The sequence below is a fragment of the Mesorhizobium sp. AA23 genome (genome assembly GCF_001672435.1).
In the GTDB taxonomy this organism is placed as follows: Bacteria; Pseudomonadota; Alphaproteobacteria; order Rhizobiales; family Rhizobiaceae; genus Mesorhizobium.
Window position 1 is genome coordinate 80,751 of the sequence record NZ_LYTP01000033.1, and the last position, 25,227, is coordinate 105,977.

Annotated in this window: 27 protein-coding genes, 1 tRNA gene and 2 pseudogenes; 19 read left to right on the forward strand and 11 right to left on the reverse strand. The window is 64.0% G+C overall.

Annotated elements, in window-relative coordinates; translation table 11 throughout:
* Positions 1-178: 178 nt before the first annotated feature.
* Positions 179-1,147, reverse strand: a complete 969-nt coding sequence (locus tag A9K66_RS28255; protein ID WP_067330413.1) for a LysR substrate-binding domain-containing protein — start codon at positions 1,145-1,147, stop codon at positions 179-181.
* Positions 1,148-1,257: 110 nt separating this feature from the next.
* On the opposite strand from A9K66_RS28255, the gene A9K66_RS30905 reads away from it, so the two are divergent.
* The 5 genes from A9K66_RS30905 to A9K66_RS28280 all read left to right on the forward strand — a co-directional run bounded on the left by A9K66_RS30905 (position 1,258) and on the right by A9K66_RS28280 (position 4,467).
* Positions 1,258-2,091 (forward strand): hypothetical protein, encoded by an 834-nt coding sequence (locus tag A9K66_RS30905; RefSeq protein ID WP_066995820.1) that lies wholly within the window; start codon positions 1,258-1,260, stop codon positions 2,089-2,091.
* Positions 2,091-3,134 (forward strand): DMT family transporter, encoded by a 1,044-nt coding sequence (locus A9K66_RS28265; RefSeq protein WP_245307740.1) that lies wholly within the window; start codon positions 2,091-2,093, stop codon positions 3,132-3,134. The genes A9K66_RS30905 and A9K66_RS28265 overlap by 1 nt, the downstream gene beginning before the upstream one ends.
* Positions 3,135-3,139: 5 nt before the next feature.
* Positions 3,140-3,382, forward strand: a complete 243-nt coding sequence (locus tag A9K66_RS28270) for a hypothetical protein (protein ID WP_245307741.1) — start codon at positions 3,140-3,142, stop codon at positions 3,380-3,382.
* A gap of 352 nt (positions 3,383-3,734) precedes the next feature.
* The gene (locus tag A9K66_RS28275) at positions 3,735-4,175 is read left to right on the forward strand and encodes a MucR family transcriptional regulator (protein WP_066995912.1); all 441 of its coding nucleotides are present in this window, start codon (positions 3,735-3,737) and stop codon (positions 4,173-4,175) included.
* A 10-nt stretch (positions 4,176-4,185) separates the two neighbouring features.
* Positions 4,186-4,467, forward strand: coding sequence for a hypothetical protein (locus tag A9K66_RS28280; protein ID WP_067330418.1), 282 nt, complete (start codon positions 4,186-4,188; stop codon positions 4,465-4,467).
* Positions 4,468-4,580: 113 nt separating this feature from the next.
* Here the strand turns inward: A9K66_RS28280 and A9K66_RS28285 are convergent, their stop codons facing one another.
* Together A9K66_RS28285 and A9K66_RS28290 are read right to left on the reverse strand one after the other, a co-directional pair.
* On the reverse strand, positions 4,581-4,772 hold the full coding sequence (locus A9K66_RS28285; RefSeq protein ID WP_067330421.1) for a hypothetical protein: 192 nt from the start codon (positions 4,770-4,772) through the stop codon (positions 4,581-4,583).
* Between the two features lie 197 nt (positions 4,773-4,969).
* Positions 4,970-5,224 (reverse strand): hypothetical protein, encoded by a 255-nt coding sequence (locus tag A9K66_RS28290; RefSeq protein WP_156751164.1) that lies wholly within the window; start codon positions 5,222-5,224, stop codon positions 4,970-4,972.
* A 128-nt stretch (positions 5,225-5,352) separates the two neighbouring features.
* Here A9K66_RS28290 and A9K66_RS28295 point away from each other — a divergent pair, with 128 nt between their 5' ends.
* The 6 genes from A9K66_RS28295 to A9K66_RS28320 all read left to right on the forward strand — a co-directional run bounded on the left by A9K66_RS28295 (position 5,353) and on the right by A9K66_RS28320 (position 13,574).
* Positions 5,353-7,230, forward strand: coding sequence for an ABC-F family ATP-binding cassette domain-containing protein (locus tag A9K66_RS28295; protein ID WP_067330428.1), 1,878 nt, complete (start codon positions 5,353-5,355; stop codon positions 7,228-7,230).
* Between the two features lie 248 nt (positions 7,231-7,478).
* Complete coding sequence (locus A9K66_RS28300) at positions 7,479-9,584, forward strand: molybdopterin oxidoreductase family protein (RefSeq protein WP_067330431.1); 2,106 nt, start codon at positions 7,479-7,481, stop codon at positions 9,582-9,584.
* A gap of 112 nt (positions 9,585-9,696) precedes the next feature.
* On the forward strand, positions 9,697-10,476 hold the full coding sequence (gene dapB / locus A9K66_RS28305; RefSeq protein WP_067330434.1) for a 4-hydroxy-tetrahydrodipicolinate reductase: 780 nt from the start codon (positions 9,697-9,699) through the stop codon (positions 10,474-10,476).
* Between the two features lie 177 nt (positions 10,477-10,653).
* The gene (locus A9K66_RS28310; protein ID WP_082954146.1) at positions 10,654-11,667 is read left to right on the forward strand and encodes an ABC transporter substrate-binding protein; all 1,014 of its coding nucleotides are present in this window, start codon (positions 10,654-10,656) and stop codon (positions 11,665-11,667) included.
* Between the two features lie 163 nt (positions 11,668-11,830).
* Complete coding sequence (locus A9K66_RS28315; RefSeq protein ID WP_067330438.1) at positions 11,831-12,685, forward strand: ABC transporter ATP-binding protein; 855 nt, start codon at positions 11,831-11,833, stop codon at positions 12,683-12,685.
* 13 nt (positions 12,686-12,698) lie between these two features.
* Entirely contained in the window at positions 12,699-13,574 is an 876-nt protein-coding gene (locus A9K66_RS28320; protein WP_067330441.1) for an ABC transporter permease, read from the forward strand.
* Here A9K66_RS28320 and A9K66_RS28325 read toward each other — a convergent pair.
* On the reverse strand, positions 13,555-14,952 hold the full coding sequence (locus tag A9K66_RS28325) for a sensor histidine kinase (protein WP_067330443.1): 1,398 nt from the start codon (positions 14,950-14,952) through the stop codon (positions 13,555-13,557). The genes A9K66_RS28320 and A9K66_RS28325 overlap by 20 nt on opposite strands.
* 4 nt (positions 14,953-14,956) lie before the next feature.
* Complete coding sequence (locus A9K66_RS28330; protein WP_067330446.1) at positions 14,957-15,625, reverse strand: response regulator; 669 nt, start codon at positions 15,623-15,625, stop codon at positions 14,957-14,959.
* A 484-nt stretch (positions 15,626-16,109) separates the two neighbouring features.
* On the opposite strand from A9K66_RS28330, the gene A9K66_RS28335 reads away from it, so the two are divergent.
* The 3 genes from A9K66_RS28335 to A9K66_RS28345 are packed head-to-tail and all read left to right on the forward strand — an operon-like array spanning position 16,110 to position 16,876.
* Complete coding sequence (locus A9K66_RS28335) at positions 16,110-16,355, forward strand: DUF680 domain-containing protein (protein WP_066995852.1); 246 nt, start codon at positions 16,110-16,112, stop codon at positions 16,353-16,355.
* 53 nt (positions 16,356-16,408) lie between these two features.
* The gene (locus A9K66_RS28340) at positions 16,409-16,615 is read left to right on the forward strand and encodes a DUF680 domain-containing protein (protein ID WP_066995857.1); all 207 of its coding nucleotides are present in this window, start codon (positions 16,409-16,411) and stop codon (positions 16,613-16,615) included.
* A gap of 54 nt (positions 16,616-16,669) precedes the next feature.
* Positions 16,670-16,876 carry a DUF680 domain-containing protein gene (locus A9K66_RS28345; protein ID WP_067330449.1) on the forward strand — a complete coding sequence of 69 codons (207 nt, stop codon included), beginning with the start codon at positions 16,670-16,672 and terminating at the stop codon, positions 16,874-16,876.
* A gap of 122 nt (positions 16,877-16,998) precedes the next feature.
* On the opposite strand, the gene A9K66_RS28350 is transcribed toward A9K66_RS28345, so the two are convergent.
* The 3 genes from A9K66_RS28350 to purM are packed head-to-tail and all read right to left on the reverse strand — an operon-like array spanning position 16,999 to position 19,308.
* Entirely contained in the window at positions 16,999-17,517 is a 519-nt protein-coding gene (locus A9K66_RS28350; RefSeq protein WP_067330453.1) for a histidine phosphatase family protein, read from the reverse strand.
* 7 nt (positions 17,518-17,524) lie between these two features.
* Entirely contained in the window at positions 17,525-18,232 is a 708-nt protein-coding gene (gene purN / locus A9K66_RS28355; RefSeq protein WP_066995863.1) for a phosphoribosylglycinamide formyltransferase, read from the reverse strand.
* Complete coding sequence (purM, locus tag A9K66_RS28360; RefSeq protein ID WP_067330457.1) at positions 18,229-19,308, reverse strand: phosphoribosylformylglycinamidine cyclo-ligase; 1,080 nt, start codon at positions 19,306-19,308, stop codon at positions 18,229-18,231. The genes purN and purM overlap by 4 nt, the downstream gene beginning before the upstream one ends.
* Positions 19,309-19,567: 259 nt before the next feature.
* Here purM and A9K66_RS28365 point away from each other — a divergent pair, with 259 nt between their 5' ends.
* From A9K66_RS28365 to hdaA, 3 genes are read left to right on the forward strand one after another with little or no spacing between them, the layout of a single operon-like run.
* Entirely contained in the window at positions 19,568-20,155 is a 588-nt protein-coding gene (locus A9K66_RS28365; RefSeq protein WP_067330741.1) for a CDP-alcohol phosphatidyltransferase family protein, read from the forward strand.
* Positions 20,097-21,308 carry an AI-2E family transporter gene (locus A9K66_RS28370; RefSeq protein WP_067330460.1) on the forward strand — a complete coding sequence of 404 codons (1,212 nt, stop codon included), beginning with the start codon at positions 20,097-20,099 and terminating at the stop codon, positions 21,306-21,308. Before A9K66_RS28365 ends, A9K66_RS28370 begins: the two co-directional genes overlap by 59 nt.
* A gap of 1 nt (position 21,309) precedes the next feature.
* The gene (hdaA, locus tag A9K66_RS28375) at positions 21,310-22,014 is read left to right on the forward strand and encodes a DnaA regulatory inactivator HdaA (RefSeq protein WP_067330745.1); all 705 of its coding nucleotides are present in this window, start codon (positions 21,310-21,312) and stop codon (positions 22,012-22,014) included.
* Positions 22,015-22,051: 37 nt separating this feature from the next.
* On the opposite strand, the gene A9K66_RS28380 is transcribed toward hdaA, so the two are convergent.
* The 3 genes from A9K66_RS28380 to A9K66_RS28390 all read right to left on the reverse strand — a co-directional run bounded on the left by A9K66_RS28380 (position 22,052) and on the right by A9K66_RS28390 (position 23,085).
* The gene (locus tag A9K66_RS28380; RefSeq protein WP_067330463.1) at positions 22,052-22,318 is read right to left on the reverse strand and encodes a hypothetical protein; all 267 of its coding nucleotides are present in this window, start codon (positions 22,316-22,318) and stop codon (positions 22,052-22,054) included.
* A 290-nt stretch (positions 22,319-22,608) separates the two neighbouring features.
* Entirely contained in the window at positions 22,609-22,944 is a 336-nt protein-coding gene (locus tag A9K66_RS28385; protein ID WP_067330472.1) for a hypothetical protein, read from the reverse strand.
* A gap of 64 nt (positions 22,945-23,008) precedes the next feature.
* Positions 23,009-23,085 (reverse strand) — tRNA-Pro (locus A9K66_RS28390).
* A gap of 927 nt (positions 23,086-24,012) precedes the next feature.
* On the opposite strand from A9K66_RS28390, the pseudogene A9K66_RS28395 reads away from it, so the two are divergent.
* Positions 24,013-24,443: pseudogene (locus A9K66_RS28395) on the forward strand (amino acid ABC transporter permease); the annotation flags it as partial.
* Positions 24,440-25,184, forward strand: a pseudogene (locus tag A9K66_RS28400) (amino acid ABC transporter ATP-binding protein). The pseudogenes A9K66_RS28395 and A9K66_RS28400, both read left to right, overlap by 4 nt.
* Positions 25,185-25,227 lie beyond the last annotated feature (43 nt).

A 25,227-nucleotide genomic window follows, 5' to 3' on the forward strand; every position in this document is an offset into this window, starting at 1 on the left:
GGAAAGCGCCGGCCAAGCGGGAAAATCAGGCCCGCCGCAGGATCAAAGATAGCTGAGTCTCTCCGCCGCGTCATGGGGCGATCGCGCTAGCCGGCTACAGGTATCCGTCCAAACGCTTTGTCGGCCTTCAAAGATCGGAGAATCTCAGGGGTGTGTTTGCGTCGCTTGCGCCGCCGCGTCACGCCATCGCGGCGCGCGCCAGCGGCACGTTGGCGATCTCCAGGTCCAGCTGGCGCTGCGTCAGCGCCGCTTCGGCCATGATCCACTGCTTGAACAGCTCCACCTTGCGGGCGCCGAGCGCCTTGATGGGGCTGACGAAATACCAGCCGGCGGTGTTGGGATGGTGGACCGCGAAGGGGGCGACCAGCCGCTCGGCTCGGATGTCGCTTGCCATATAGGCGCGGTTGGCAACGGCAAAGCCCATGCCGGCATTGGCCGCCTCGTAGGACATCATGCAGGAATCGAAATAGATGCTCTTGGTCTCGCCAAGCACGAAACTCGCGCCGGCAAAAGCCAGCCACGACTGCCAGTTCTGGGTGCAGGTGTCGGAGTGGAGCAGGGTGAAGTGCCTGAGGTCCTCCGGCGTCACCTTGGACAGCGGCTTATCGCCCAGCACCTCGCGGAACAGCTTGCGGCTGCACACCGGCGTCAGGTCCTCCTTGAACAGCAGCGCGGAGTTGAGGCCGGGGAAATTGCCGTCGCCGTAGCGGATCTCGAGATCGTATTCGGAGGTCGCGAATTCATGCGTGGCATAGGAAGTCGAGACCCGCATTTCGATATCTGGATACTGCCGCTGGAAGGTGGCAAGCCGCGGAAACAGCCAGCGCGCCGCGAAGGTCGGCAAAACGCAGATCTTCAGCACATGCGCCTGGGATTGGCCGGTCGCCTCCATGCTGGCAGCCACGATCCGCTCCAGCGCCTCGCGCACGCGCGCCACGTAGGTCTCGCCTTCCGGCGTCAGCGACACCGCATTGCCGCCGCGCTGGAAGATCTTGAAGCGCAGCTGGTCCTCCAGGCTCTTCACCCGCTGGCTGACGGCGGAGGCGGTAATGAACTGCTCTTCGCCCGCACGCGTGAAGTTGCGGTGCCTGGCGGCGCTCTCCACGATTTTCAGCGAGTTTAAGTTGACCTGGCTGAGCAGACGCACGGGGTTCGACCTTTAGCTATGCTTAAAGTAGCACCAGCATTCCTAAATTTACAGGGGAGGGTGCTCAATCGACTGTTTACCAAGTGTTGCCCCGACCTTGGAGAAGTAGAATGAACGCCCATACAATCCCCGAACTGCGCTATGCGATGAGCCGTGAAGCCATCATCGGTCATGATACGGCGTGGAAAGTGTCGAGCTTCGGCGTCGCCCAGTATCTTCACGGCTACGACCCGCAACTGCTCGCCGCGATCGAGGAGGCGGCGCTCAAGCTCAAGGCCAGCCACGCCGTGCACAAGCATCTCGACCTCACCTTCATCACCGGCGCGGACCGCTACATTCCCGAGATCAAGGAACTGCTCAACGACAAGCTGCGGCTGGAACGGCTGTCCGACATGATGGGCACCAAGCTCGAACCCTATCCGCTGTCTATCGTAGGCTCGACCGTCACCTTCATGAACCCCAAGGACGGCGCCGTCGACTGGCACTGCGATGGCGTTCCGGTGACGGAACTCATTCCGCTCTCGATCAGCGATCCTCTGATCGGCGGCCATCTTGAAATCTATTGCGACGATTCCGAGACGGGGCGTGCCATCCTCGAATCCGGCAGCGACCTGCCGCGCAACAGGGTCATGCGCATCGACCACAAGATGAATTACGCCACGCTCGGCCAGTTCCTCGGCGTGCTCCATCGCACCGCGCCGATCCAGCTCGGCTCGCGGGTCACCCTGGTGCTCAACCAGCGTTCGGTGGCGAAGCCCTATGTCGACGACAACCGCATGTTCTACCTCGCCGCCGACAACGACCAGGACCGCGGCTGGGTGAACGAACTGGCCGAGGACGTCTGGACGAACCAGCTGCCGGCCTATCGCCGTCACGCCGAAGAACATCCCGTGCCGAAGCCGGCTGTCGATCCGGTCTCCGGCGGAGCCAGGGAATCGTGGTAGTGGCTGACGATCCGGCCGGTCGCCAGCCGCCTTCAGCATCGCTGAGCCTTGGCCCGCTCACCGCCGAAAGGCGCAGCGACCGTTCCAGCGCTGCTCCCCCGGTGGCGCTGGCCTTTGCCCTCGGCGCCGTGGCGCTCTGGGCGACTAACGCTTTCGTCGGCAAGACGCTGCTTGCCAATCACCCGGTATCGGAGGTGCAGTTCCTGCAGTTCTCAGGCGCCGCGCTGGTCTTTGCGCTGATCAGGTTCTTCCCTTCTCCCCTTGTGATCAAGGGGGCCGGACGGATCGCCGACGCAGGAGTTTCTTCCAACATCTCTCATCCGTCTCGGTGCTCCGTGCCGATCCACCTTGTTCCCCAAGGGGATAAGGGGAGAACCATGCGCGCCTGCGCCGTCGGCTTCATCGGCCTGGTCGGCACCATGGCGTTGCAATACATCGCCTTCGCCTCGATGCCGGTCATCGAGGCCAATCTCGTTGCCTACACCTGGCCGCTGATGGTCGCCGCCGCCGTCATCGTGCTCGGCCGCCCGCGACGGCCGCTGCTGCTTGGACTGACCGCCGCGCTGGGCTTCACCGGCGTCGCGCTGGTGATCTCCGGCGGAGGCGCGCATGCCTGGTTCGGAGGTAGCCCCGTCGGTTATTGCGCCGCCTTCGGCTCGGCACTTTGCATGGCCTTCTACTCGCTTGCCGTCGGCCGCCTTGCCGTGTCGCCGGATCGGCTTCTGCTGCCTTCGGCCCTGATCGGCGTGGCGCTGACCTTCGCATGGTGCCTGCATGACGGCGTCGCCGCCCTGGGCGGCTTGGACCTGCTGCTCGGACTCTATCTCGGCGCCGGGCCGATGGGGCTCGGCTATTATTTCTGGTCGCGCGCGCTCAGCCTCGATCAGGGTGGGCGGCTCGCGGTCGTGGCGTATCTCACGCCGATCGCTTCCACGCTTTTGCTGGCGCTGTCGGGCGAAAGCCTGTCGATGACGGCCATGGCTGGCGCCGTCCTTGTCATCGGCAGTTGCATTGCTGTCGGCATCGAACGTCCGGAGGGCTGAAGACCATGCCAGGGATCGTACCAGGAAACATGCCAGGGAGCGGGCTTGACGACGACGAACGCCGGGCCAGACAGGAGGCGCATTGGCTGGTCAAGGAATTCGGCGCCGAGGCGCAGCTCTATGCCGCCATGAAGGCTGAGAAGGCCATCGAGCAGAAGGATTTCGGCCGCTGCGCCCGCTGGAAACGCGTGCTGGAGATTCTGGCCGACGGCCCGACCGATCTCCGGCGCGGCGTTGCCGCGAAATAAGCGACTTGCCCTAACGAATCGGGCATGATCGATTGATCAGAGAGCCAGCGCTGCTCGCAATTATTGGCTTTCCGTCCAGAATTCCAATTTTTGCAGGAATTACTCGTAGAAATTGAAGTGCTGTTGCGTCATTTCCTCGCCCGTGCAGAGCTTCGGTGCTGTAAAGTGTTTGTTGTAGGTATTAGAATTCCTAACTTGCGCGGTCGCGGCCCGCGGTGAAAACATACCTTCGGTATTGAGTCTCGCACGTTTACTGACTCTGGACGTCCGTTGGGGGACAGGTCCAATAAGATACCTAGACTAAAGTCTTAAAAACAGCTGGTCATTTGAGAGCCAGCAGAAGGTGAAAAAATTGTCCAATATCGACGACAAGACTGCAATCGAGCTGACCGCCGACATTGTTTCGGCCTATGTGGGCAACAACCCGCTTCCGGCATCCGGCCTGCCTGATCTGATCGCCAGCGTCAGCGCTTCCGTGCGCAAGCTCGCCGGGGGCGCCCCGGTGAAGGAAAGCGCGCCGCAGACGCCGGCCGTCAATCCGAAGCGTTCGGTATTCCCCGACTACATCGTCTGCCTCGAGGACGGCAAGAAGTTCAAGTCGCTGAAGCGGCACCTGTCGACCGACCATGGGCTGACGCCGGACGAATATCGCGCGAAATGGGGCCTGCCGGCGGACTATCCCATGGTGGCGCCCAGTTATTCGGCCACTCGCTCGGCGCTTGCCAAGTCTTCCGGCCTGGGCCGGAAGCCGGCCGCGGATTCCGGCAGGGGCAAGCGTAAAGCCAAGGCCTGAGCCGAAGGTCATGCTGCCCGCTACGGACGGCGCCACGCCGTCGGCCGACCGCTTTGCCGCGCTCGACGCGTTGCGTCGCAGGGTGGCCATCCAGTCTTGCGCCGATGCCGGCGAGGGGGTCAAGGCGCGGCGCGTCCTGTTTTCATTGGACCTGCCGGCCATCGATCTGCGTACCGCGCTCGACGCGCTCGACAATTTCGAGCGCGCCATCGTCGAGCATGACGACCGGCCGGTCGTCGCTGCGCGACGGCTGAGATGCCTCGCGGTCCTGGACGGCATCGTCGGCGGCTGAAAAGGCGCATGGTCAAGGCGGTTCCGAGACAACCGCGCAGCGGTTTTCCGGAATCCGGGAGGAGCGGTATTCAGCGTTAGTCCCTATCAAAGCCGGACCCGCTCGGGCCGCCTTCAATTGCGCGGCAGCTTGCGCGCCCCGGTGCCTCGATCCTGGTCGGCCGCGAGGCTGTCCGCCTCGACGGCGGTCATTTCCAGCAAATAGACAAGCATTTGATAGCGCGTGCTTGAAAGCATCTTCGCCAGCCTGCGCGTGATCTCCGCCACATATCTTAGCATGCGCAGATCGTTTGCCGCCCCGTCCATCGTGAGTTCCTAGACAAGCCAAGTTATTGTTGTTGTTCTTCTTGATCATTCTTGGCGCTTACGCGCGACTCACAGCGCAATTCCAAATTCGCAGGGTCACGACAAAAACTGAAGTCAATTTTCAGAAAGCATCAGGCCTGGGCCAAAAGCTTCGACGCGCGGCAGCCCAGAGCGGCGCTGCGCCGCCGGCCTATCGGTCATTGCGTAGGCGACGTCTGGGATTGTTTTCCAGGATAAATTTGGATCAGCAGGTGTTTCGTCGCGTCCGCCTCTGGCCTGTCGGTCATCTCCTCCACTTGGGCGGAGACTGGCAGCGTCGGCGCCGCGCTTGCCGGGCCGGTTAAGGAGAGCACTGCAGCCGTCTCGCCCTCAAACAGCACCACTTGTGTCGCCAGCGCGGCGGTCGTGGCGACCTGGAAGAAGATGAAGGCGAGGGCGAAATAGCGGATCACGGGGCTCAGAACGCTTCGGCCGGCAACTGGTTCCCTGATTGGGCTCGGGACCGGCGCCCGGAACACGGCGAGCCGTCCTCCAGGCCTGGCTCTTGCGAAGCGCCGACGTCCGGTGCAAAAGCCAGCCCATGCTTATCATCAACGACCTCTCGCTGCGCATGGCGGGGCGCCTGCTTCTCGATCATGCCTCGCTGACCCTGCCGGCCGGCACCAAGGCCGGTCTCGTCGGCCGCAATGGCACCGGCAAGACGACACTGTTCAAGGCAATCACCGGCGATTTCCCCTCCGAGACCGGCTCGATCAGCCTGCCGAAAAACACCCGCATCGGCCAGGTCGCACAGGAAGCGCCGGGCACCGAGGAGCCGCTGATCGACATCGTGCTGAAAGCCGATGTCGAGCGGCAGGCCTTGCTGGAAGAGGAGAAGACCGCGACCGATCCGCACCGCATCGCGGAAATCCACACACGGCTCGCCGACATCGATGCGCATTCGGCCGAATCCCGCGCCGCCACCATCCTTGCCGGCCTCGGCTTCGACGATGCGGCGCAGAAGCGCCCGGCTTCGTCCTTCTCCGGCGGCTGGCGCATGCGCGTGGCCTTGGCCGCCGTGCTGTTCTCCGAACCCGATCTTCTGTTGCTCGACGAGCCGACCAACTATCTCGACCTCGAAGGCACGCTCTGGCTCGAGAACTATGTCGCAAAGTATCCGCACACGGTTTTGCTCATCTCGCACGATCGCGACCTGCTCAACCGCGCGGTCAATTCGATCGTCCATCTCGACCAGAAGAAGCTGACCTTCTGGCGCGGCGGCTACGACCTGTTCGAGCGCCAGCTCACCGAGCAGCGCGAGCTGCAGGAAAAGAGCCGCGTCAAGCAGGAAGCGCAGCGCAAGCATATGGAATCCTTCGTCGAGCGTTTTCGCGCCAAGGCCTCGAAGGCCAGGCAGGCGCAATCGCGGCTGAAGGCGCTGGAGAAGATGAAGCCGATCGCCGCGGTGGTGAACGACACGGTGCGGCCGTTCTCCTTCCCCGAGCCGGTGAAGACGGTGGCCTCGCCGATCGTGGCGCTCAACCGCGTCAATGTCGGCTACACCGAGGGCAATCCGGTGCTGAAGAAGATGACGCTGCGCATCGATGCCGACGATCGCATCGCGCTGCTCGGCGCCAACGGCAACGGCAAATCGACGTTCGCCAAGATGCTCGCCGGCCGCCTCAAAGCCGAGACCGGCACGATGACGGTGGCGCCGGGCCTGAAGGTGGCGATCTTCGCGCAGCACCAGCTCGACGATCTGCGTCCCGAGGAAAGCGCCTATGAGCATGTGCGCCGGCTGATGCCCGATGCGCCGGAAGCCAAGGTGCGCGCCCGCGTTGCGCAGTTCGGGCTCTCGACCGAGAAGATGAATACCGCGGCGAGAGATCTGTCCGGTGGCGAGAAGGCGCGTCTCCTGATCGGGCTCTCGGCCTTCGAGGGGCCGAACCTCTTCATCCTCGACGAGCCCACCAACCACCTCGACATCGACAGCCGTGAATCGCTGATCCATGCGCTCAACGATTTTTCAGGCGCGGTGATCCTCATCTCGCACGACCGGCATCTTCTGGAGGCGACGGCGGACCGGCTGTGGCTGGTCAAGGACGGCGCGGTCAATCCTTATGACGGCGACCTGGAGGATTACAAAACGCTGGTGACCGGCGTTTCCTCCAATCGCCGCGAGCAGAAGGAGGCAGACAGGGCATCCAAGGCCGACCGTCGCCGCGAGGCCGCCGCCCGGCGCTCGGCGCTCGAGCCTCTAGCCAAGGAGATCCGCGCCACCGAGGCGCTGATGGACCGCATCCGCAAGCGCATCGACCTGATCGAGGACGAGCTCGCCAACCCGGCGATTTACGAGAAGGACCCCTCGACCGCGACGCGGCTGGCCAAGGAGCGCTCGCAGCTTGCCCACACACTTGCCCTCAACGAGGACAAGTGGCTGACGATGTCGGCGGAATATGAGGAGGGGATCGCGGAGTAGGGCGGTTCCCCTTCTCCCCTTGTGGGAGAAGGTGGATCGGCGCGAAGCGCCGAGACGGATGAGGGGTGTTGGATGGAGTGACGCGCCGAACAACAGGCGGCTTCGATCGCCCATTTCTTTGTCGTAGCGATCCTTCCAACACCCCTCATCCGACCGAGCTTCGCTCGGCCACCTTCTCCCACAAGGGGAGAAGGAGGAGCCCCATCTGGCCCTACACCTCTCCCGCAAAACCCGCTACACACCCTGGCATGAACCAGCACGCCAAGCTCGGGATCGGCCATTCGGCCTGTCCGCATGACTGTCCTTCCACCTGCGCGCTCGAGGTGGAGCTGCTCGACAATAACCGCATCGGCCGCGTCCACGGCGCGAAAGCGAACAGCTACACGGCAGGAGTCGTTTGCGCCAAGGTCGCGCGATATGCGGACCGCGTCCATCACCCCGACCGGCTGCTGAAGCCGCTGGTGCGCGCGGGCGGCAAGGGGGAGGGCGCCTGGAAGGAAGCCAGTTGGGAAGCGGCGCTCGACCTCGTCGCCGAGAAGTTCATCGCGGCCGAAGAGAAATACGGCTCGGAGACGGTCTGGCCCTATTTTTACGCCGGTACGATGGGATTGGTGCAGCGCGACGGTATCGAGCGGCTGCGGCACGCGAAGAGATATTCGGGCTTCTTCGGCTCGATCTGCACCAATCTCGCCTGGACCGGCTGGATGATGGGAGCGGGCGCTCTGCGCGGCCCCGATCCGCGTGAGATGGCGAAGTCCGACTGCGTGGTGATCTGGGGCACCAATGCCGTTGTTACCCAGGTCAACGTCATGACCCATGCGACGAGGGCGCGAAAAGAGCGCGGCGCCAAGATCATCGCCATCGACATCTACGACAACGCCACCATGAAGCAGGCCGATCTCGGCCTGGTGCTCAAACCCGGCACCGACGGCGCGCTGGCTTGCGCGGTCATGCATGTCTTGTTCCGCGACGGCATGGCCGACCGCGCCTATCTGGAAAAATACACCGACGATCCGCGCGGGCTGCAAGAACATCTGAGGACGCGCACGCCCGAATGGGCGGCGGCAATCACGGGTCTGACAGTCACCGAGATCGAGACCTTCGCGCATCTGGTCGGCACAACGAAGAAGACCTACTTCCGCCTCGGCTACGGTTTTGCGCGCCAGCGCAACGGCTCGGTCAATATGCATGCCGCCTCATGCATCGCGGCGGTTACCGGCGCCTGGCAATATGAGGGAGGCGGCGCCTTTCACTCCAATTCCGGCATCTTCAAGCTGAATCAGGATGTGCTCGAAGGCACCGCGATGCGCGACCCGAAGGTGCGCTATCTCGACCATTCGCGCATCGGCCCGGTGCTGACCGGTGCCGAGGATGCGCTTTATGGCGGTCCGCCGGTGACGGCGATGCTGATCCAGAACACCAATCCCGCCAATGTCGCGCCCGAGCAGCGGCTGGTCAGAAAAGGTTTCCTGCGGGAGGACCTGTTCACCTGCGTGCACGAGCAGTTCATGACCGATACGGCCAAGCTCGCCGACGTCGTGCTGCCGGCGACGATGTTTCTGGAACATGACGACATCTACAAGGGTGGCGGCAACCAGCACATCACGCTCGGCCCCAAGCTGATCGAGCCGCCGGAGGGGCCGCGCACCAACCACTACCTCAATGAGGAGCTCGGCAAACGGCTGGGCGTCGGCGACCGGCCGGGCTTTGGCCTGACCGAGAAAGAACATATCGACATCATCCTCGGCAAGCGCGGGCTAGGCAGCTTCGACAGCCTGAAGGAACAGAAGTGGGTCGACCTGCAACCCGATTTCGACGACGCGCATTTCATCAACGGCTTCGGCCATGCCGACAAGAAATTCCACTTCCGGCCCAATTGGACCGGGCAGTCAGCGCCCAACCGGCCGCCGAAGAGCATGGGCTTGTTCGGACCGGTCGAGCGTCTGCCCCAATTCCCCGACCATGTCGAGCTGATCGAGGTCGCGGACGAAGAGCATCCGTTCCGGCTGGCAACTTCGCCGGCGCGCAACTTCCTCAATTCCAGTTTTGCCGAGACGCCGGTGTCGAAAGCCAAGGAAGGCAGGCCGGAGCTTTTGCTGCACCCGGAAGATGCCGCGGCGCTTGGCATCGAGGACGGCGGCCGCGTTGAGATCGGCAACCGGCGCGGCGACGTGGTGCTGCATGCCAGGTTCTTCGACGGCGTGAAGCGCGGCGTGGTGATTGCGGAAGGCATCTGGCCGAACAGTGCGCATGAGCGCGGCGAAGGCATCAACGTGCTGACCGGTGCCGACGCCCCGGCGCCGTATGGCGGTGCTGCCCTCCACGACAACAAGGTCTGGCTCAGGGCGCTGTGATGGTCTGTGGCGCGAGCTCGGCAGGTCACATGCCCGGGAGATTAGCCGAAAACGCCCGTTGCTTCGTCATCCAAGGACGGAGCAAGGAGCGAAGCGACGGGCGAGGTGTCCCTTGCCGCAACAGCCATTGAAAATAGCCATCGCCGGCGCGCTCGGCCGCATGGGCCGGGAGATGACGGAGGCGGTGCAGGTCGATCCGCGGCTGGAGCTTGTCGCCCGCTTCCATCGACCGGGCAGCACGGGCGAGGGGCTGGTCGCGCGCGACGCGGCGCTGGCGCTTGCCGACGTCGTCATCGACTTTACCACGCCGGCGGCGTCAGTCGAACTAGCAAAGGCATGCGCGGCGCGCGGCGGTCCGGCGCTGGTGATCGGCTCCACCGGCTTAGATGGTTCCGAGCTGGAGACGATCGCCGACGCGGCGAAGACGATCGCGATCGTGCGCTCCGGCAGTTACTCGCTGGGTCTCAACATGCTGACCGGGCTGGTGGAGCAGGCGGCGCGGGCGCTTGGGGCTGACGATTGCGACATCGATATCCTGGAAGCGCACCACCGTTTCAAGGTCGATGCGCCGTCCGGAACGGCGCTGATGTTGGGCGAGGCGGCGGCGCGCGGACGCGGCGTCAGGCTGGACGAAGTGGCGCGGCGCGCTCGAAATGGGATTGTCGGCACACGCCCTGCCGGCGAGATCGGCTTCGCCGTGCTGCGCGGCGGCAGCATCATCGGCGAGCATTCCGTCAGCTTCCTCGCCGAGGGCGAGGCGCTGACGCTCTCGCACTCGGCTGGCGACCGCTCGATGTTTGCTCGCGGCGCCATCGCGGCGGCACTCTGGGTGGCCGGACAGTGTCCAGGCGAATACGGCATGCACGATGTGCTTGGCTTCGCCGCTTCGTGACCAGCGATAGCTGCGGAATTCGCTCTTTCGGCCGCTAAAATGACTGAAAGCCAGCTGAAAGCTTGGGCATGCCATGACATTTTTGCGGCGTTCGCCGCGGGATCGGTCCGGGAGCGGGCCGGCAAGGAGGAAATGCGGCGTGGCCTGGTGGCACGCCGCCCAGGTGGAGGAAGTTACGTGACCGGTTTCATCTCGAAGTGCGTCTTGCGTTCGGCGGCGCTTTCGTTTGCCATCGTCGCCGCGGGCGCCACGGCGGCATCGGCTGCCGACAAGATCACTATCATCGTCGGCGGCATGGAAAAGCAGATCTACCTGCCGGCCGTGCTCACCCAGCAGCTCGGCTACTTCAAGGATGAGGGGCTCGATGTCGAGCTGGTCAACTCCCGCGCCGGCGTCGAGGCCGAGAATGAGTTGCTGGCCGGTGCCGTGCAGGGCGTCGTCGGCTTCTATGATCACACCGTCGACTTGCAGTCGAAGGGCAAATACATCCAGTCGATCGTCCAGTTCAGCCAGGCGCCGGGCGAGGTCGAGCTGGTTTCGGCCAAGCATCCGGAAATCAAATCGCCGGCCGACTTCAAGGGCGCCACGCTCGGCGTCACCGGTCTTGGCTCCTCGACCGATTTCCTGACGCAGTATCTCGCCGTGCGCAACGGCCTGAAGCCGGGCGACTACACGCTGCTGCCGGTGGGCGCCGGCAACACTTTCATCGCCGCCGTCAAGCAGGACCAGATCCAGGCCGGCATGACCACCGAGCCGACCATCGCCAAGCTGCTTCAGACCGGCGAGGCCAACGTGCTGGTCGATATGCGCACGCCCGAAAAGACCAGGGAAGCGCTGGGCGGCGACTATCCGGCGGCATCCTTCTATGTCCAGTCCGCCTGGATCGAGAGCCATAAGGACGAGGCGCAGAAGCTCGCCAACGCTTTCGTCAAGACGATGAAGTATATCGCCAGCCATTCGGCCGAAGAGATCGCGGACCAGATGCCGAAGGATTATTACGCCGGCAACAAGGACCTCTATGTGCAAGGGTTGGCCGGCGGCAAGGCGATGTTCACGCCTGACGGCCGCATGCCCGCCGATGGCCCGGAGACGGTGCTGAAGGTGCTGTCGACCTTCTCGAAGAGCCTGCAGGGCAAGCAGATCGACCTGTCGAAGACCTATACCACGGCATTCGTCGACGCCGCCAAGTAGCGCCGACAGGGAGCCGGGCCTGCCGGCTCGGTCGTTGAAGAACAACAAGTTGCGCCGCTTGCCTGAATCAATTCGGCAGCGGCGCCTTTCCGGATACCGAGGCGCGGCGGGCCCATGGGCTCGAGCCCCAGTCATCCTCGCACCATCGCTACAGGAGTGTGCCATGCAGTTGCAAACCATGGCGGCCGAGAAATTGTCTCCGGCCGCGCCGCCGGCTGATGCCGCGATCGCCATCGACGATGTGACGCTGCGCTTCGTCACCCCCGACGGCCACATGATGACGGCCATCCGCGATTTCACCATGACGGTGGCGCGCGGCGAGTTCGCCTGCGTCGTCGGGCCGACCGGCTGCGGCAAGTCGACGACGCTTAACCTCGTCACCGGGCTGCTCAGGCCGACGACCGGCAATGTCCGCGTCATGAGCAATCCCGTAACCGAGATCAGCCGCGACATCGGTTTCGTCTTCCAGGCAGACGCGCTGTTTCCGTGGCGCAGCGTCATCGACAACGTCGCCGCCGGCCCGCTCTATCGCGGCACGCCGAAGGCTCAAGCCTATGACCGGGCGCGCGACTGGATCGCCCGCGTCGGCCTTGCGCGTTTCGAGAAACACTATCCGCACCAGCTCTCTGGCGGCATGCGCAAACGGGTCGCGCTAGCGCAAACCTTCATCAACCAGCCAAAGATCCTGCTGATGGACGAGCCGTTCAGCGCGCTCGACATGCAGACCCGCACCGCCATGCAGGACGAGCTGCTCGGCCTCTGGTCGGAACTCAAATCCTCCGTCGTCTTCGTCACTCACGATCTCGAGGAGGCGGTGGCGCTGGCCGACAAGGTCTATGTGCTCACCGCCGGGCCGGGCACGGTGAAGAGCGTCTACCGCATCGACCTGCCGCGCCCGCGTGTCATGGCCGACATCCGCTACGATCAGAAATTCATCGAGATCGCCAAGGTGATCTGGAACGACCTGCGCGAGGAAGTGCAGCTCGGCCAGAGCCGCGGCCTGCAGACCGGCCATTGAAAGGAGACTTGCCATGACCGCCATCTCTCCAGCCTCTCACCAAGCCGCCCGCGCGACCTCGATCGTCGCCGCGGAAGCCCGGGCGAGGGCGCGGCTGCGCCGCCGCCATGCCTTGGTCATCGGTCTGCGGCTCGCCATCCTGATCGTCTTCCTCGCTCTTTGGGAACTTGGCGCCGATCTCGGCGTCATCGATCCGTTCTTCTTCTCAAGCCCCTCCGGCATCTGGGAGCAGATCTGGTCCTGGGTCACCGAGGGCACCTCGCAGGGGCCGCTCTGGCTGCAGATCTATGTGACGCTCGAGGAAACTTTCCTCGGCTTCGCCATCGGCGCCGTCGGCGGCATCGCCGCCGGCATCATCCTTGGCCGCAACAAGCTCCTGGCGGATGTCTTCTCGATCTACATCAAGATCGCCAACTCGGTGCCGCGCGTCGTGCTGGGCTCGGTCTTCATCATAGCGCTCGGCCTCGGCATGGCCTCCAAGGTGGCGCTGGCCGTCGTCATGGTGTTCTTCGTGGTCTTCGCCAACGCCTTCCAGGGCGTGCGCGAGGCCGACAGGGCGATGATCGCCAACGCCCAGATCCTCGGCGCCTCACCCTATCAGATCACCACCACAGTCATCATTCCCTCGGCCATGAGCTGGATCCTGGCGAGCCTGCATGTCAGCTTTGGCTTCGCGCTGGTCGGCGCCGTGGTCGGCGAGTTCCTCGGCGCCAAGCAGGGCATGGGCTTGCTGATCTCGACCGCCCAGGGCGCGTTCAACGCCAATGGCGTCTTCGCCGCCATGATTATCCTGGCGGTGATGGCGCTGGTGGTGGAGTTCATCATCACCCGTTTCGAGAACTACGTCGTCAAATGGCGTCCGGCGCCGTTCAACGAGCAGGGGGCCTGACCGCTCCAGTCGGCCTGTCCTGGGGCGCGGCGAGCGGCAGCCGGACCTCGACCCTGAGCCCGCTGCCGGCGGCCCCGCCAAGCGCAACGCTGCCGCCGGCATTCTCGACCACCTCGCGTACGATCGCGAGTCCGAGCCCGCTGCCTTCCTCGGCAGCACCGGCAATGCGGTAGAAGCGCTCGAAGACCTGCTCGCGCTCTTCGGCCGGAATGCCGGGACCGGTGTCGGTGACCGTCAGCACGCCCTCGCGACCGATCGCGGCCAGCTGGACGGTCACCGTGCCGCCGGCTGGCGTGTAGCGCAGCGCGTTGTCGACCAGGTTGACGATCATCTCGCGCAGCATGGTGCCGTCGCCGATGACGGGAACAGGTCCGGCTTCCTCGAGCCCAAGATCGATGTTGCGCTCGACGGCCTTCGGCGCATGTGTTTCCAGCACCTCGCGGGCGGCTTCGGTGAGGTCGATGCGGTCGGCACGCGGCCGGCGGCTGCCCGGCTCGGCGCGCGACAGCGTGAGCAGCTGTTCGGCCAGCCGCGCCAGCCGGCCGGAGCCTGCCTGTAGGGCCACCAGCGCCTCCTCGCGCCGGTCGGCGGCGCTTTCGCGCAGCACATAGCTCGCCTGTGTCGACATGAGCGCCAGCGGCGTACGCAGCTGGTGCGCGGCATTGGCGATGAAGCGGCGCTGCGCCGCCATCTGCGCCCGCACGCGCTCCATATAGGCGTTGAGCGCGTCGATCAGCGGCCGGATCTCGCTTTGCGCGCCCGGCACCTCGACCGGGTCGAGATCGCTGCGATCCGGCGAGCGCACCGTATCGCGCAGGCGCATCAGCGGCGCCAGCCCGCGGCGCAGGCCAAGCAGCACGAAGAGGCCGGCGATCGCCACCAGCGCCAGCTGCTGGGCAAAGGCGCTGAACCACAGCCGCTGCACCATCGCGTCATGGCCGGCGAGCGTGACGCCCACCGTGACCCTGATCGGCGAATCCGTGCCGGCGCCGATCACGGCATGGCTGAGCGTTGTCAGACGCAGCCGACGATCGCGATAGGAAGCCTCGATGCTGCCGCTCTGCGACGCCTGGGGGAGGTCGGGATATCCGGTCAGCAGCCGGCCGTTGGCGGTCTCGACCCGGTAGTAGACGCTGTCGCGGTCGCCGGTGTCGAACATCTCGATCGCCGCCGGCGGAATGGTGGCGTCGAGCACGCCTTCGGCCATCGCCACCCGCTCGGCGATCGCGCGCGCCGAGCCGACCAGCATCCGGTCGGTGACCAGATCTGCCGTCGCCAGCGCGTTGCGCTGGCTGGTCCACAGATTGACCGTCACCAGCGCGGTCAGCGGCAGCACCACCCAGGCCAGCAATTGCAGGCGGAGGCTGCTAATTTTCATGGCCCTAATCTTCATGGCGGAGCAGATAGCCAAGGCCGCGCAAGGTGGCGATCTGCACGCGCGAGCCTTCCAGCTTCTTGCGCAGCCGATGCACGTAGATCTCGATGGCGCTGGGATCGGCGTCGGTGTCGAAGTCGTAGATCGCCGTCGAGAGTGCCGCCTTGCTCACCGTGCGCCCCGCCTTGACTACCAGCTGTTCCAGCACCGCATGTTCGCGCGGCGTCAGCGAAAGCGCCGCGCCGCCGAGCGAGAACAGCCTTGTGTTGGTGTCGAAGACGAGGTCGCCGCAGGAGATGACGGGCGCTGTCCGGTCGTTGGCACGGCGCAGCTGCACGCGGATGCGCGCTTCCAGTTCCTCGATCTGGAAGGGTTTAGCCAGATAGTCGTCGGCGCCCTCGTTGAGGCCCTTCACCCGGCCGTCGAGACTGGCGTTGGCGGTGAGCACGATGACCGGCACCGGGTTGCCGCGTGCCCTCAGCCGCTTCAGCACCTCCATCCCGCCCATGCGCGGCAGGGCGAGGTCGAGGATGATCAGCGCATGGTCGCCGGCCGCCAGCGCATGCTCGACGTCCTCGCCGTCATGTACCACGTCGACGACGTAGCTCGCCTGGCGCAGCGTCTTGCTCAGCCAATCGGCCAGTTCGCGATTGTCTTCGACAAGCAGGAGCCGCATCGTCCATCGCTGTTCGGCAATGCCTCCATCCGGGTGGCGCCGGGCTTTCGCAAGCGCGGCCCGGCGGTCCGAACGGACAGTTTGAAAGCAATCGATAGTCTCGATCCGCGGACAAGGCAAACGCCGGCTGAAATCGGTTCCGTCGGTCAGCCTGAAGGCCCAATTCGCTCGCGCGATGGATAAAACCGAACGGTTCAGTTCAATTTATGTTGACGGTTCGTGTAACTCGGGTGAACGCTGGCTCGTTGTCCAGACCGTGAAACCTCGTCGGCTAACACTGCAAGTAGTTGATATTCAAACAAAAGAATGTGGCAGCCGCGCTGTTCACGCGATTTCAAGGTCGAACCGAACGGTTCGATTTGCACATCTTCGTGATTGGAAATGGCAACAGGACCGACCCATCTCGGGGTGGTCCGAGCGACGCGAATTTCCATTACGGCACGCCACTTGACGGACAGAATTTTGAAAATCTGGAGTACCTAAAATGAACAAGATTGCTCTTACCGCCGCGGTCCTTCTCGTTGCCACGGGCAGCGCCTTCGCCGGCAGCGACCATTACGGTTCCGACAACGTCAACCAGCCGGCCGTCACCCAGTCGGTTGCGCCGCGGTCGGGCGACAACATCGACCGCAGCATCACCGGTTCGATCCGCAAGTTCGAGCAGCGCGATCTCAGGATCACGCCCGATCAGAACCAGCCGGAATCCGGCCAGGGCATTTGGGGCCGCTAGGCCTCCGTCCCGAACCGATCAGAACCACAACTCTCAAATCTGGAGTAACTGAAATGACCAAGATCGCTCTTACCGCCGCTGCCCTTCTCGTTGCCACTGGTGCTGCTTTCGCCGGCTCCGACAACTACGGTTCGGCTAACGCCAACCAACCGGCTGCTTCGGTCGACACCTCGTACACCGCTTCGGTCAAGAAGTCTGATGCGAATGTCCAGAAGCCCGTCACCCAGGGCAGCGACCGCGACCTGTTCGGCAACCACTAACCGGCCGCCAGCCCGACCTCTTCAAACTCACCCCTCAAATCTGGAGTAACTGAAATGACCAAGATCGCTCTTACCGCCGCTGCCCTTCTCGTTGCCACCGGTGCCGCTTTCGCCGGTTCCGACAACTACGGTTCGGCCAACGCCCACCAGCCGGCTGCTTCGGTCGATACCTCGTACACCGCTTCGGTCAAGAAGTCTGATGCGAACGTCCAGAAGCCGGTTACCCAGGGCGCCGACCGCGATCTGTTCGGCAACCACTAGACGGTCGATCGTCGATAGACCTGAAAGCGGCGGGTTTGTCCCGCCGCTCTGCTTTTATGGAGCCGGCTATCCGCAGGCCGGCTTGTGTCGTGACTATAGGCCCGGCTGCGCACAGAGGCGCTCTATTCCAAATCCTTCGGCCTGACGAAATGCGTCAGTCGCGCTCCGCCGAAGTCGAGGTTCGCCCAATCCTCCTTCACCGTGAACCGGGCCAGTGCCGCCGTCGGAAACTTCGCTTCGACTTTTTTGAACACGCCCTCATCCGATCCGGTGCCGGCGAGCCGCAGCACGAAATTCTGCAGGCCGGGATTGTGACCAATCACGATCAGGCTGGTGGCTTTCGCCTGCCGCACGCACGCCAGGATGGCGGCCGGCGCCGCCGCGTAGAGCTCCTCGGCGAATTCCGCTGGCCCATGCTTCGGCAATTCGGCGGCGACGAGTCGCCAGGTGTCGCGGGTGCGCAGCGCCGGCGAGACCAGTGCCAGATCCGGCAGCCAGCCGCGCCGCGAAAGCTCGCGCCCGATCAGCGGTGCCGTCTTCAGCCCGCGCGGGGCGAGCGGACGGTCGAAATCGGCGAGCTTGGGATCGTCCCGGCTCGACTTGGCATGGCGCAGCACAAGGAGTTGTCTGGGCGTCGCCATGGCAGTCCTACGGCGTGATGCGCGCCAGCTGTTCGAGGTCGGTTTCCTCGCGCAGCGGGTCGGGCGCCATCACCACTGAAGTGGCGTTGTCGGCGTCGTCGGCGAAATGGGCAAGCACGGTGTGGCCCTTTTCCATGCGCGCCTTGCCTTCGGCGACCAGCCCTAGCGCCAGCGGATAGAGCCGGTGCTCCACCTTCAGCACCCGCGCGGCTAAAGTGTCCTCGTTGTCGCCGACCATCACCGGCACGGCGGCCTGGGCGATGATCGGGCCGTCATCCATCTCGGGCGTGACGAAATGCACGGAGCAGCCATGGATGCGCACGCCCGCGCGGATGGCGCGCGCATGCGTGTCCAGCCCCTTGAAGGCAGGCAGAAGGGCAGGGTGGATGTTGACCATGCGCCCCTGCCATTTTTCGACCAGGCCGCGGCCGAGGATGCGCATATAGCCGGCCAGAGCCACGATCTCGGCGCCGAAGCCGGTAAGCGCGGCATCGATCGCAGCGTCATGTGCGTCCTTGCTCGGATGGTCGGCGCGCTGAATGACCTTGGTGGCGATGCCGCGCGACTGCGCGAGGCCGAGGCCCGCGGCGTTCGCACGATCCGAGATGACGCCGACGATCTCGGTCGGATAGGTCGGGTCGCTGGCTGCCGCGATCAGCGCCGTCATGTTGGAGCCGCGGCCCGAGATCAGGACGACCGTGCGTTTCCTGCTCATAGTTCGATCGAGCCCCGGTAGATGACGCCGGCGTCGCGGCGCGGCACGATCCGACCGATCGGCGTCACCGTCTCGCCGGCTTCCTGCAGCACCGCTGCCACCTGCGCCGCCTGGCCGGAAGCAACGGCGAGGATCATGCCGATGCCGCAGTTGAAGGTGCGCATCATTTCTTGCGGCGCCACGCCGCCGGTCCTGGCGAGCCACGAGAATACAGGCGGTACGTCGATCGCTTCGAGGTCGAGCTCGGCGGAGAAATCCTTGGGCAGCACGCGCGGAATGTTTTCCGGAAAACCGCCGCCGGTGATGTGAGCCAGCGCCTTGATGCCATGCGTGTTGCGGATCGCCTTCAGGATCGACTTCACATAGATGCGCGTCGGCTCGAGCAGCGCTTCGGCGAGGCTGAGCTCATCGTTGAACGGCGCCGGATCGCTCCAGCCAAGCCCGCTGGCGTCGACGATGCGGCGCACCAGCGAAAAGCCGTTGGAGTGGAGGCCGGAGGAGGCGAGGCCAAGCAGCACGTCGCCCTCGACGATGTCGTCGGTGGGCAGCAACTGGCCGCGCTCGGCCGCGCCCACGGCAAAACCGGCAAGGTCGTAATCCTTGTCGTGATACATGCCGGGCATCTCGGCGGTCTCGCCGCCGATCAGCGCGCAGCCGGCCTGACGGCAGCCTTGCGCGATGCCGCCGACGATGGACGCGCCCTGGTCCGGATCGAGCTTGCCGGTGGCGAAATAGTCGAGGAAGAACAGCGGCTCGGCGCCCTGCACGACGATATCGTTGACGCACATGGCGACGAGGTCGATGCCGATCGTATCGTGCTTGCCGGAATCGATGGCGATCTTGAGCTTGGTGCCGACCCCGTCATTGGCCGCGACCAGCACCGGATCGGTGAAGCCGGCGGCTTTCAAATCGAACAGGCCGCCGAAGCCGCCGATCTCGCCGTCGGCGCCCGGCCGGCGCGTCGCGCGCACGAGCGGCTTGATCTTCTCGACCATGAGATTGCCGGCATCGATATCGACGCCCGCCTCGGCATAGGTGAGCCCGTTCTTGCGCTTGGCCTTGTCGCCGTTGCTCATCTTCGGCTCATCCCTGTTTCCATTGCGGGCTCATCGCATGAATGGTTTCGAGGGGCAAGGCGCGTGAGAGCCAATCTCCCCCCTTGAGGGGGAGATGTCGCCGGAGGCGACAGAGGGGGGTCGCCTCGCGTGGAGCTCCAGCGCCTTGTGCGCCAGAGACCATCTTCCCCCTCGAGCGGGGAGATCCGCAACTCCTCCCTTGCGTGCGCCTCTCATCTCCATCAACTATCTTCCAACAAAACCCATGATGGGACATCACGTGACCATACCTAACATGATCACGATCATGCGGCTGTTGCTGGTGCCGGCCGTGGTGCTGGCCATGCTGCAGGCGCGCTGGGACTGGGCCTTTGCCGGCTTCCTCGTCGCCGGCATCTCCGACGGCGTCGACGGTTTCATCGCTCGCCGCTACCGGTTGTTCTCGCGGCTCGGCGCTTATCTCGATCCGGTCGCCGACAAGCTCCTCCTGGTCTCGGTCTTCGTCGTCATGGGTTATGCCGGGGAACTGCCGCTCTGGCTTGTCGTGACCATGGTCTCGCGCGACGCGCTGATCGTCTGCGCCGTGCTTTTGTCCAGCGTGATGGCGCAGCCGGTCGAGATGAAGCCGCTCTTGGTGTCGAAGGTGAACACCGCCGTGCAGATCGCGCTGGCGGCGCTTGTGCTGGGCGAGCTTGCCTTTTCCATGCATCTCTATCCGCTCCGGCCGGCCCTCATATTGCTCTCGGGGGTCTTGACCGTGGCTTCGGCCGCGGCCTATCTCGTGGCCTGGCTAAGGCATATGAGTGGCTATGGCGAAGGCTCCCGGACGAGCAACACCAAGTCGGGCAATTCCAGCACGGACACCTGACGGCGAAGCCTGGACGGCCGCGGCCTCGACCGCGTTGCGCCGGCAGATCGCGTTCTGGCTGATCGTCGCCGTGCTACTGGCGCTGTTCCTCTATGTCTTCTCCGGCATCCTCTTGCCCTTCGTCGCCGGCATGGTGCTCGCTTATTTCCTCGATCCGGTGGCTGATCGGCTGCAGCGGCTCGGCCTCTCCCGGCTGATGGCGACGGTGGTGATCCTCATTGCCTTCGTCGTCGTCGTGGTGCTCGCCTTCGTTATTCTGGTCCCTGTGCTGGCCACGCAGATGGCCGATTTCGCGCGCAAGCTGCCGGAATATCTCACCCGCCTGCAGTCGCTCATCACCAGCTTCGACCCGAAGTGGCTGGAGCAGCGTTTTGGCGTCAACGCGGCCAGCCTGCGCGAAGGACTGAACTCGCTGCTCACCACCGGCTTCGGGCTGCTCACCACCGTCTTCACCTCGATCTGGAGCTCGGGCGTGGCGCTGGTTTCGGTGGTCAGCCTCTTCGTCGTCACCCCGGTCGTTGCCTTCTACATGCTGCTCGACTGGGACCGGATGGTGGCCGTGGTCGACAGCTGGGTGCCGCGAGATTATGTCGAGACGGTCAGGGCGCTTGCCCGCGACATCAACACCGCCACCGCCGGCTTCGTGCGCGGGCAGGGCACGCTCTGCCTTGTGCTGGGCGCCATGTACGCTACCGGCCTGACGCTGACGGGGCTGAACTTCGCCATCCTCATCGGCTTCTTCGCCGGGCTGATCTCCTTCATCCCCTATGTGGGCTCGCTGACCGGGCTGGTGCTTGCTGTCGGCGTCGCCTTCGTCCAGTTCTGGCCGGATTGGACGATGATCGTGGCGGTGGTCTGCGTGTTCTTCGTCGGCCAGTTCATCGAGGGCAATATCCTGCAGCCGAGGTTGGTCGGCAAAAGCGTCGGCCTGCATCCGGTTTGGCTGATGTTCGCGCTCTTTGCCTTCGGTGCGCTGTTCGGCTTCGTCGGCCTGCTGATTGCGGTGCCGGCTTCGGCGGCCATTGCCGTGCTGGTGCGCTTTGCGATTGCCCGCTACCTCGAATCGCCGCTCTACAACGGCCATGCCACCGAGCCCGCACCTCCTTTGCCGGCGGATCGAGGCGGCGGCCGCCGCTCACAGCCGCGTGGCTGAAATGGCTGGCGAACGAACCGGTCCACCGCGCCAGCTGCCGCTCGATCTCGGCCACGGTACCGGCTATTCGCGCGACGAGCTCGTCGTCTCAGGCGCCAACGCGCAGGCCGCAGCACTTGTCGACTGCTGGCCGGACTGGCCCGCGCCGGTGGTGGTGCTCGCCGGCCCTCCCGGGTCCGGCAAGACGCATCTTGCCCAGATCTGGCAAGCGCATGCGCACGCTGTCGCCATCGCTCCCGATCGCATCGGCGAGCACATTGGCGGGCTTGGCGCGAGCCCCGCGCTGATCGACGACATCGACAAGCTCCCGATCGACGAGCAAGGCCTGTTCCACCTGATCAACACCGTGCGCGGCGCCGGCTCCACGCTGCTTCTGACGGCGCGGCGCTTTCCCTCGGCCTGGCGCGTCGCGCTGCCGGATCTCATCTCCCGGCTGAAAGCGGCGGCGACCATCGAGATCCACGAGCCGGACGACCTGCTGCTCGCCGGCGTTATCACCAAGCTCTTCGCCGACCGCCAGGTCGAGGTCGAGCCGCATGTCGTGCAATATCTGGTGCGGCGCATCGAGCGCTCGCTGGCAACCGCCATGCGGGTCGTGGAGCGCCTCGACCGCGCCGCTCTCGAGCGCAAGACGCCGATCACCCGAGCGCTCGCCGCCGAGACCGTCAGCGCCATGGACGAGGGCCAGGGCGAGTTCGATATTTAGAATATCGAGGAAGGCTGTTCCCGGGGTTGTGCGCCCTCTACGCCCATAGTCCGGCCAGATGCCGAGCCAGCAGATAGACCCCCGTATGCGCCGCCACGTAGCATGCGGCGACAAAGACGAAGAGCACCAGGCTGGCGATCCGCGACAGGGCGACGCTGCCATTCTGCCTCTTGCTCGGCCGGTTGTTCCAAACCCACAGAGTAGCGCACAGGATTGCCCAGGCGACCGCGACCGGAACCGCGAAGCCATAATAGGCCAAGTAGGCCGGGCCGATCAGCGACAGCAGCGCCTCGAGAACAGGCATCCAGAGTCCCCCTTGCCCCGTTTGCCCGGAGTCTAGAGCAACTCCGGGAAAGTGCGTAGCGGTTTTCCGTCCGGGTTGCGGGATCGTGGCTGTCCCATTTCGAGCCATTGCCCTGGCATCCATCTTGCAGCGTCGAAGAGGCCGGTTGATCCCGGTCCCGGTCACATTGCAGATCGGGTTGTAGGCTCGCCGGGCTCGAGGTTGTTGGGGACTCGCCCGGCGGGTTTACTCGGTTCCACGCCGACGGCTCCCTTCAGAGATCAAGGCCTGTTGCTCGATGCTGGACACCTTCAGCCCGTCTTGCCATGGCTGGTGAGCAAGCGCAGCACTTGCACGCTCTTCGGCAGCTCGATCAGGAATTCCGCGTCGCGGTCGAGGTGGTGGACCTGGGTCGGCCCGCCGCCGGTGAAGCGCGCCATTGCCTCGATGCTCTCCCAATAGGAGATCGTCACGAACTCGGAATGGGTCGCCGTGTCCTCGCGAAATGTCTGGACGCCGACTGCCTTTTCGATGAGCGGCTTGATGCCGGTCTCGTAATTGTAAGCTTCATAATCGTCGGCTTTTTCCGGCAAGGTCCGGCCGCGCCAGATGCGGGCGATGGTGGGGGTCCTTGGAGTGTCGGCCATGGCAACAGAACTTCTGAAGGCCGACAGGGTTCCCGAAGCGCGGGCTCTAAGATGTTCAGGAAACTGGTCGGAGTGGCGTGATTCGAACACGCGACCCCCTGATCCCAAATCAGGTGCGCTACCAGGCTGCGCTACACTCCGAACGGCATCCCCATAGGGTTCCGAACCATTTTGAGCAAGCCCCAAAATGGAAGAGCGGAACGAACGGCGTACATTGGCAGAGTTCGGCACGCAAGGTCCCACGGAAAGTCCCACGGTGTTGCCCAGTCGTTCCCCCCTCCTGCTTTCGAGCCGAAGGTCAAAAATGTAATAAGTCTCGATGTCGGCTGCGGGCGATGGGCAGGCGCAGATACGCGGCGGCGTACGGATGCGCGCCTAGCAACATCTCTATCGACCGCGCCCGCCGTTGAGCTTCGCGTCACCACACATCCACGTAACGAGGCCAGAGTCCTGTCAAATTGATCAGCAGGCCTAATGGCGGGTGGGTCACGGCCGCTATTCGCGTCGGTACCCATGCGAAACTAAACGAACATCATAACGACGGTTGCCCCGATAATGATTCAGGACAAGCCCGCCGATCAGCATCGGCAGCAAGCTGCTGTCACGGTTAATGTTAGACTCGAACTGCCTTGAAACTGGCTTGTCGTTTTTCTTCGGCTTAACCATTCTCGTCTACTTCCCAGAAAGAGCGCTCTTCCCATGCGGTAGTGTGACACCCGTCCAGTCGAAGCCTAGACTGCACCCAATTGTCCACACGCAGCCATCTCACGTAGTTCCAGCGTTCCTAGTGGCCCGCTGGCTCGCCCGTCGCCAATACAGCCGGGGAACGGGGGGCCTACGAGGAAGTTTTCGGGCATCATCGCGGTGTGTAGCGGTCAGGGGTGCTCGGAAATGAGGCCATCGCACCGCGCCCCGCAAGGCAGCGCTGCATCCCCATACGATACAACTCCAACCCCTCCGGGGAAATATGCAAATTGGTGGAAATTCTCGGGAGCAGCTGAGTTTCGAGAACCGTCAACGCCTCATCTGCGGATTGTGCAAGGCGGAGCCGCTCCCGAACCTGAGATGCTGCCGCAGCTCGGCTTCGTCATCAATGCCGTGCCCGCCGGCATACTGGCGCTGTCGCTCTGCTACGGCGCCTACATGACCGAGATATTCCGCTCCGGCATTCAGAGCATCGATCGGGGCCAATGGGAGGCCTCGCGCTCCATGGGTTCGGCTTCGCCTTGATCATGCGCCGCATCATCCTGCCGCAGGCATTGCCGGTCATCATTCCGCCGACCGGCAACCAGTTCATCTCGATGCTGAAGGATTCTTCCCTGGTCTCCGTCATCGGCGTTTGGGAGCTGATGTTCCTGGCACGAACGCTCGGCCAGAAGACCTTCCAGCACATGGAAATGCTGATCTCGGCCGCCATCATTTATTGGGTGCTGTCGATCTGCCTCGAGCTGATCCAGTCGCGGATCGAACGGCACTACGCCAGGAGCAAAGTGCGATGAGCGCGCGGGTTATCATTGAAGCCAGGGCAGTTTCCAAATGGCACGGCCAGTTCCACGAGCTGAAGGACATCAACCTGACTGTCCACAAAGGCGAGCGCATCGTCATCTGCGGGCCGTCCGGCTCGGGCAAGTCGACACTTGATCCGCTGCTTCAACCGCCTCGAAGCGCATCAGGGCGGCGATATCGTCGTCAACGGCGTCGCTCTGCATGGCAAGATGAAGAACGTCGCCGCCGTCCGCTCCAATGTTGGCATGGTGTTCCAGCACTTCAATCTGTTTCCGCATATGACGGTGTTGATGAACTGCATGGCCGGGCCAATGTGGGTCAAAGGTGTTTCCGCCATGGAAGCACGCAAGACCGCTATTCAGTTCCTCGAACGGGTCCGTATTCCCGAGCAGGCGAACAAGTTCCCGGTCCAGCTGTCGGGCGGCCAGCAACAGCGTGTCGCGATCGCCCGCAGCCTGTGCATAAAACCGGACGTCATGCTTTTCGACGAACCGACCTCTGCCCTCGACCCGGAAATGGTCTCGGAGGTGCTGGAGACCATGACTGGATTGGCCCGCGACGGCATGACCATGGTGTGTGTAACGCATGAGATGGGTTTTGCCCGTGCAGTGGCCGACCGCGTCATTTTCATGGACGCTGGGCAGATCGTCGAAGAGGGCACGCCCGACGAGTTTTTCAGTCACCCGCGCCACGAGCGAACGAAATTGTTCTTCAGCCAGATCTTGAAGCACTAGCCTTCCGGGAGAAGGTGGCTTTTCGACTTTCTTGCAGAAAGCG

Excerpts from the sequence above, each read along its gene's own strand:
- purM (WP_067330457.1), bottom strand. The coding sequence starts at position 19,308 with ATGAGCAACGGCGACAAGGCCAAGCGCAAGAACGGGCTCACCTATGCC.
- A9K66_RS28285 (WP_067330421.1), bottom strand. The coding sequence starts at position 4,772 with ATGGACGGGGCGGCAAACGATCTGCGCATGCTAAGATATGTGGCGGAG.
- A9K66_RS30905 (WP_066995820.1), top strand. The coding sequence starts at position 1,258 with ATGAACGCCCATACAATCCCCGAACTGCGCTATGCGATGAGCCGTGAA.
- A9K66_RS28270 (WP_245307741.1), top strand. The coding sequence starts at position 3,140 with ATGCCAGGGATCGTACCAGGAAACATGCCAGGGAGCGGGCTTGACGAC.
- purN (WP_066995863.1), bottom strand. The coding sequence starts at position 18,232 with ATGAGCAGGAAACGCACGGTCGTCCTGATCTCGGGCCGCGGCTCCAAC.
- A9K66_RS28280 (WP_067330418.1), top strand. The coding sequence starts at position 4,186 with ATGCTGCCCGCTACGGACGGCGCCACGCCGTCGGCCGACCGCTTTGCC.
- A9K66_RS28295 (WP_067330428.1), top strand. The coding sequence starts at position 5,353 with ATGCTTATCATCAACGACCTCTCGCTGCGCATGGCGGGGCGCCTGCTT.
- A9K66_RS28300 (WP_067330431.1), top strand. The coding sequence starts at position 7,479 with ATGAACCAGCACGCCAAGCTCGGGATCGGCCATTCGGCCTGTCCGCAT.
- A9K66_RS28350 (WP_067330453.1), bottom strand. The coding sequence starts at position 17,517 with ATGGCGACGCCCAGACAACTCCTTGTGCTGCGCCATGCCAAGTCGAGC.
- A9K66_RS28370 (WP_067330460.1), top strand. The coding sequence starts at position 20,097 with ATGGCGAAGGCTCCCGGACGAGCAACACCAAGTCGGGCAATTCCAGCA.
- A9K66_RS28340 (WP_066995857.1), top strand. The coding sequence starts at position 16,409 with ATGACCAAGATCGCTCTTACCGCCGCTGCCCTTCTCGTTGCCACTGGT.
- A9K66_RS28315 (WP_067330438.1), top strand. The coding sequence starts at position 11,831 with ATGCAGTTGCAAACCATGGCGGCCGAGAAATTGTCTCCGGCCGCGCCG.
- A9K66_RS28330 (WP_067330446.1), bottom strand. The coding sequence starts at position 15,625 with ATGCGGCTCCTGCTTGTCGAAGACAATCGCGAACTGGCCGATTGGCTG.
- A9K66_RS28320 (WP_067330441.1), top strand. The coding sequence starts at position 12,699 with ATGACCGCCATCTCTCCAGCCTCTCACCAAGCCGCCCGCGCGACCTCG.
- hdaA (WP_067330745.1), top strand. The coding sequence starts at position 21,310 with ATGGCTGGCGAACGAACCGGTCCACCGCGCCAGCTGCCGCTCGATCTC.
- A9K66_RS28325 (WP_067330443.1), bottom strand. The coding sequence starts at position 14,952 with ATGAAAATTAGCAGCCTCCGCCTGCAATTGCTGGCCTGGGTGGTGCTG.
- A9K66_RS28345 (WP_067330449.1), top strand. The coding sequence starts at position 16,670 with ATGACCAAGATCGCTCTTACCGCCGCTGCCCTTCTCGTTGCCACCGGT.
- A9K66_RS28335 (WP_066995852.1), top strand. The coding sequence starts at position 16,110 with ATGAACAAGATTGCTCTTACCGCCGCGGTCCTTCTCGTTGCCACGGGC.
- A9K66_RS28380 (WP_067330463.1), bottom strand. The coding sequence starts at position 22,318 with ATGCCTGTTCTCGAGGCGCTGCTGTCGCTGATCGGCCCGGCCTACTTG.
- A9K66_RS28385 (WP_067330472.1), bottom strand. The coding sequence starts at position 22,944 with ATGGCCGACACTCCAAGGACCCCCACCATCGCCCGCATCTGGCGCGGC.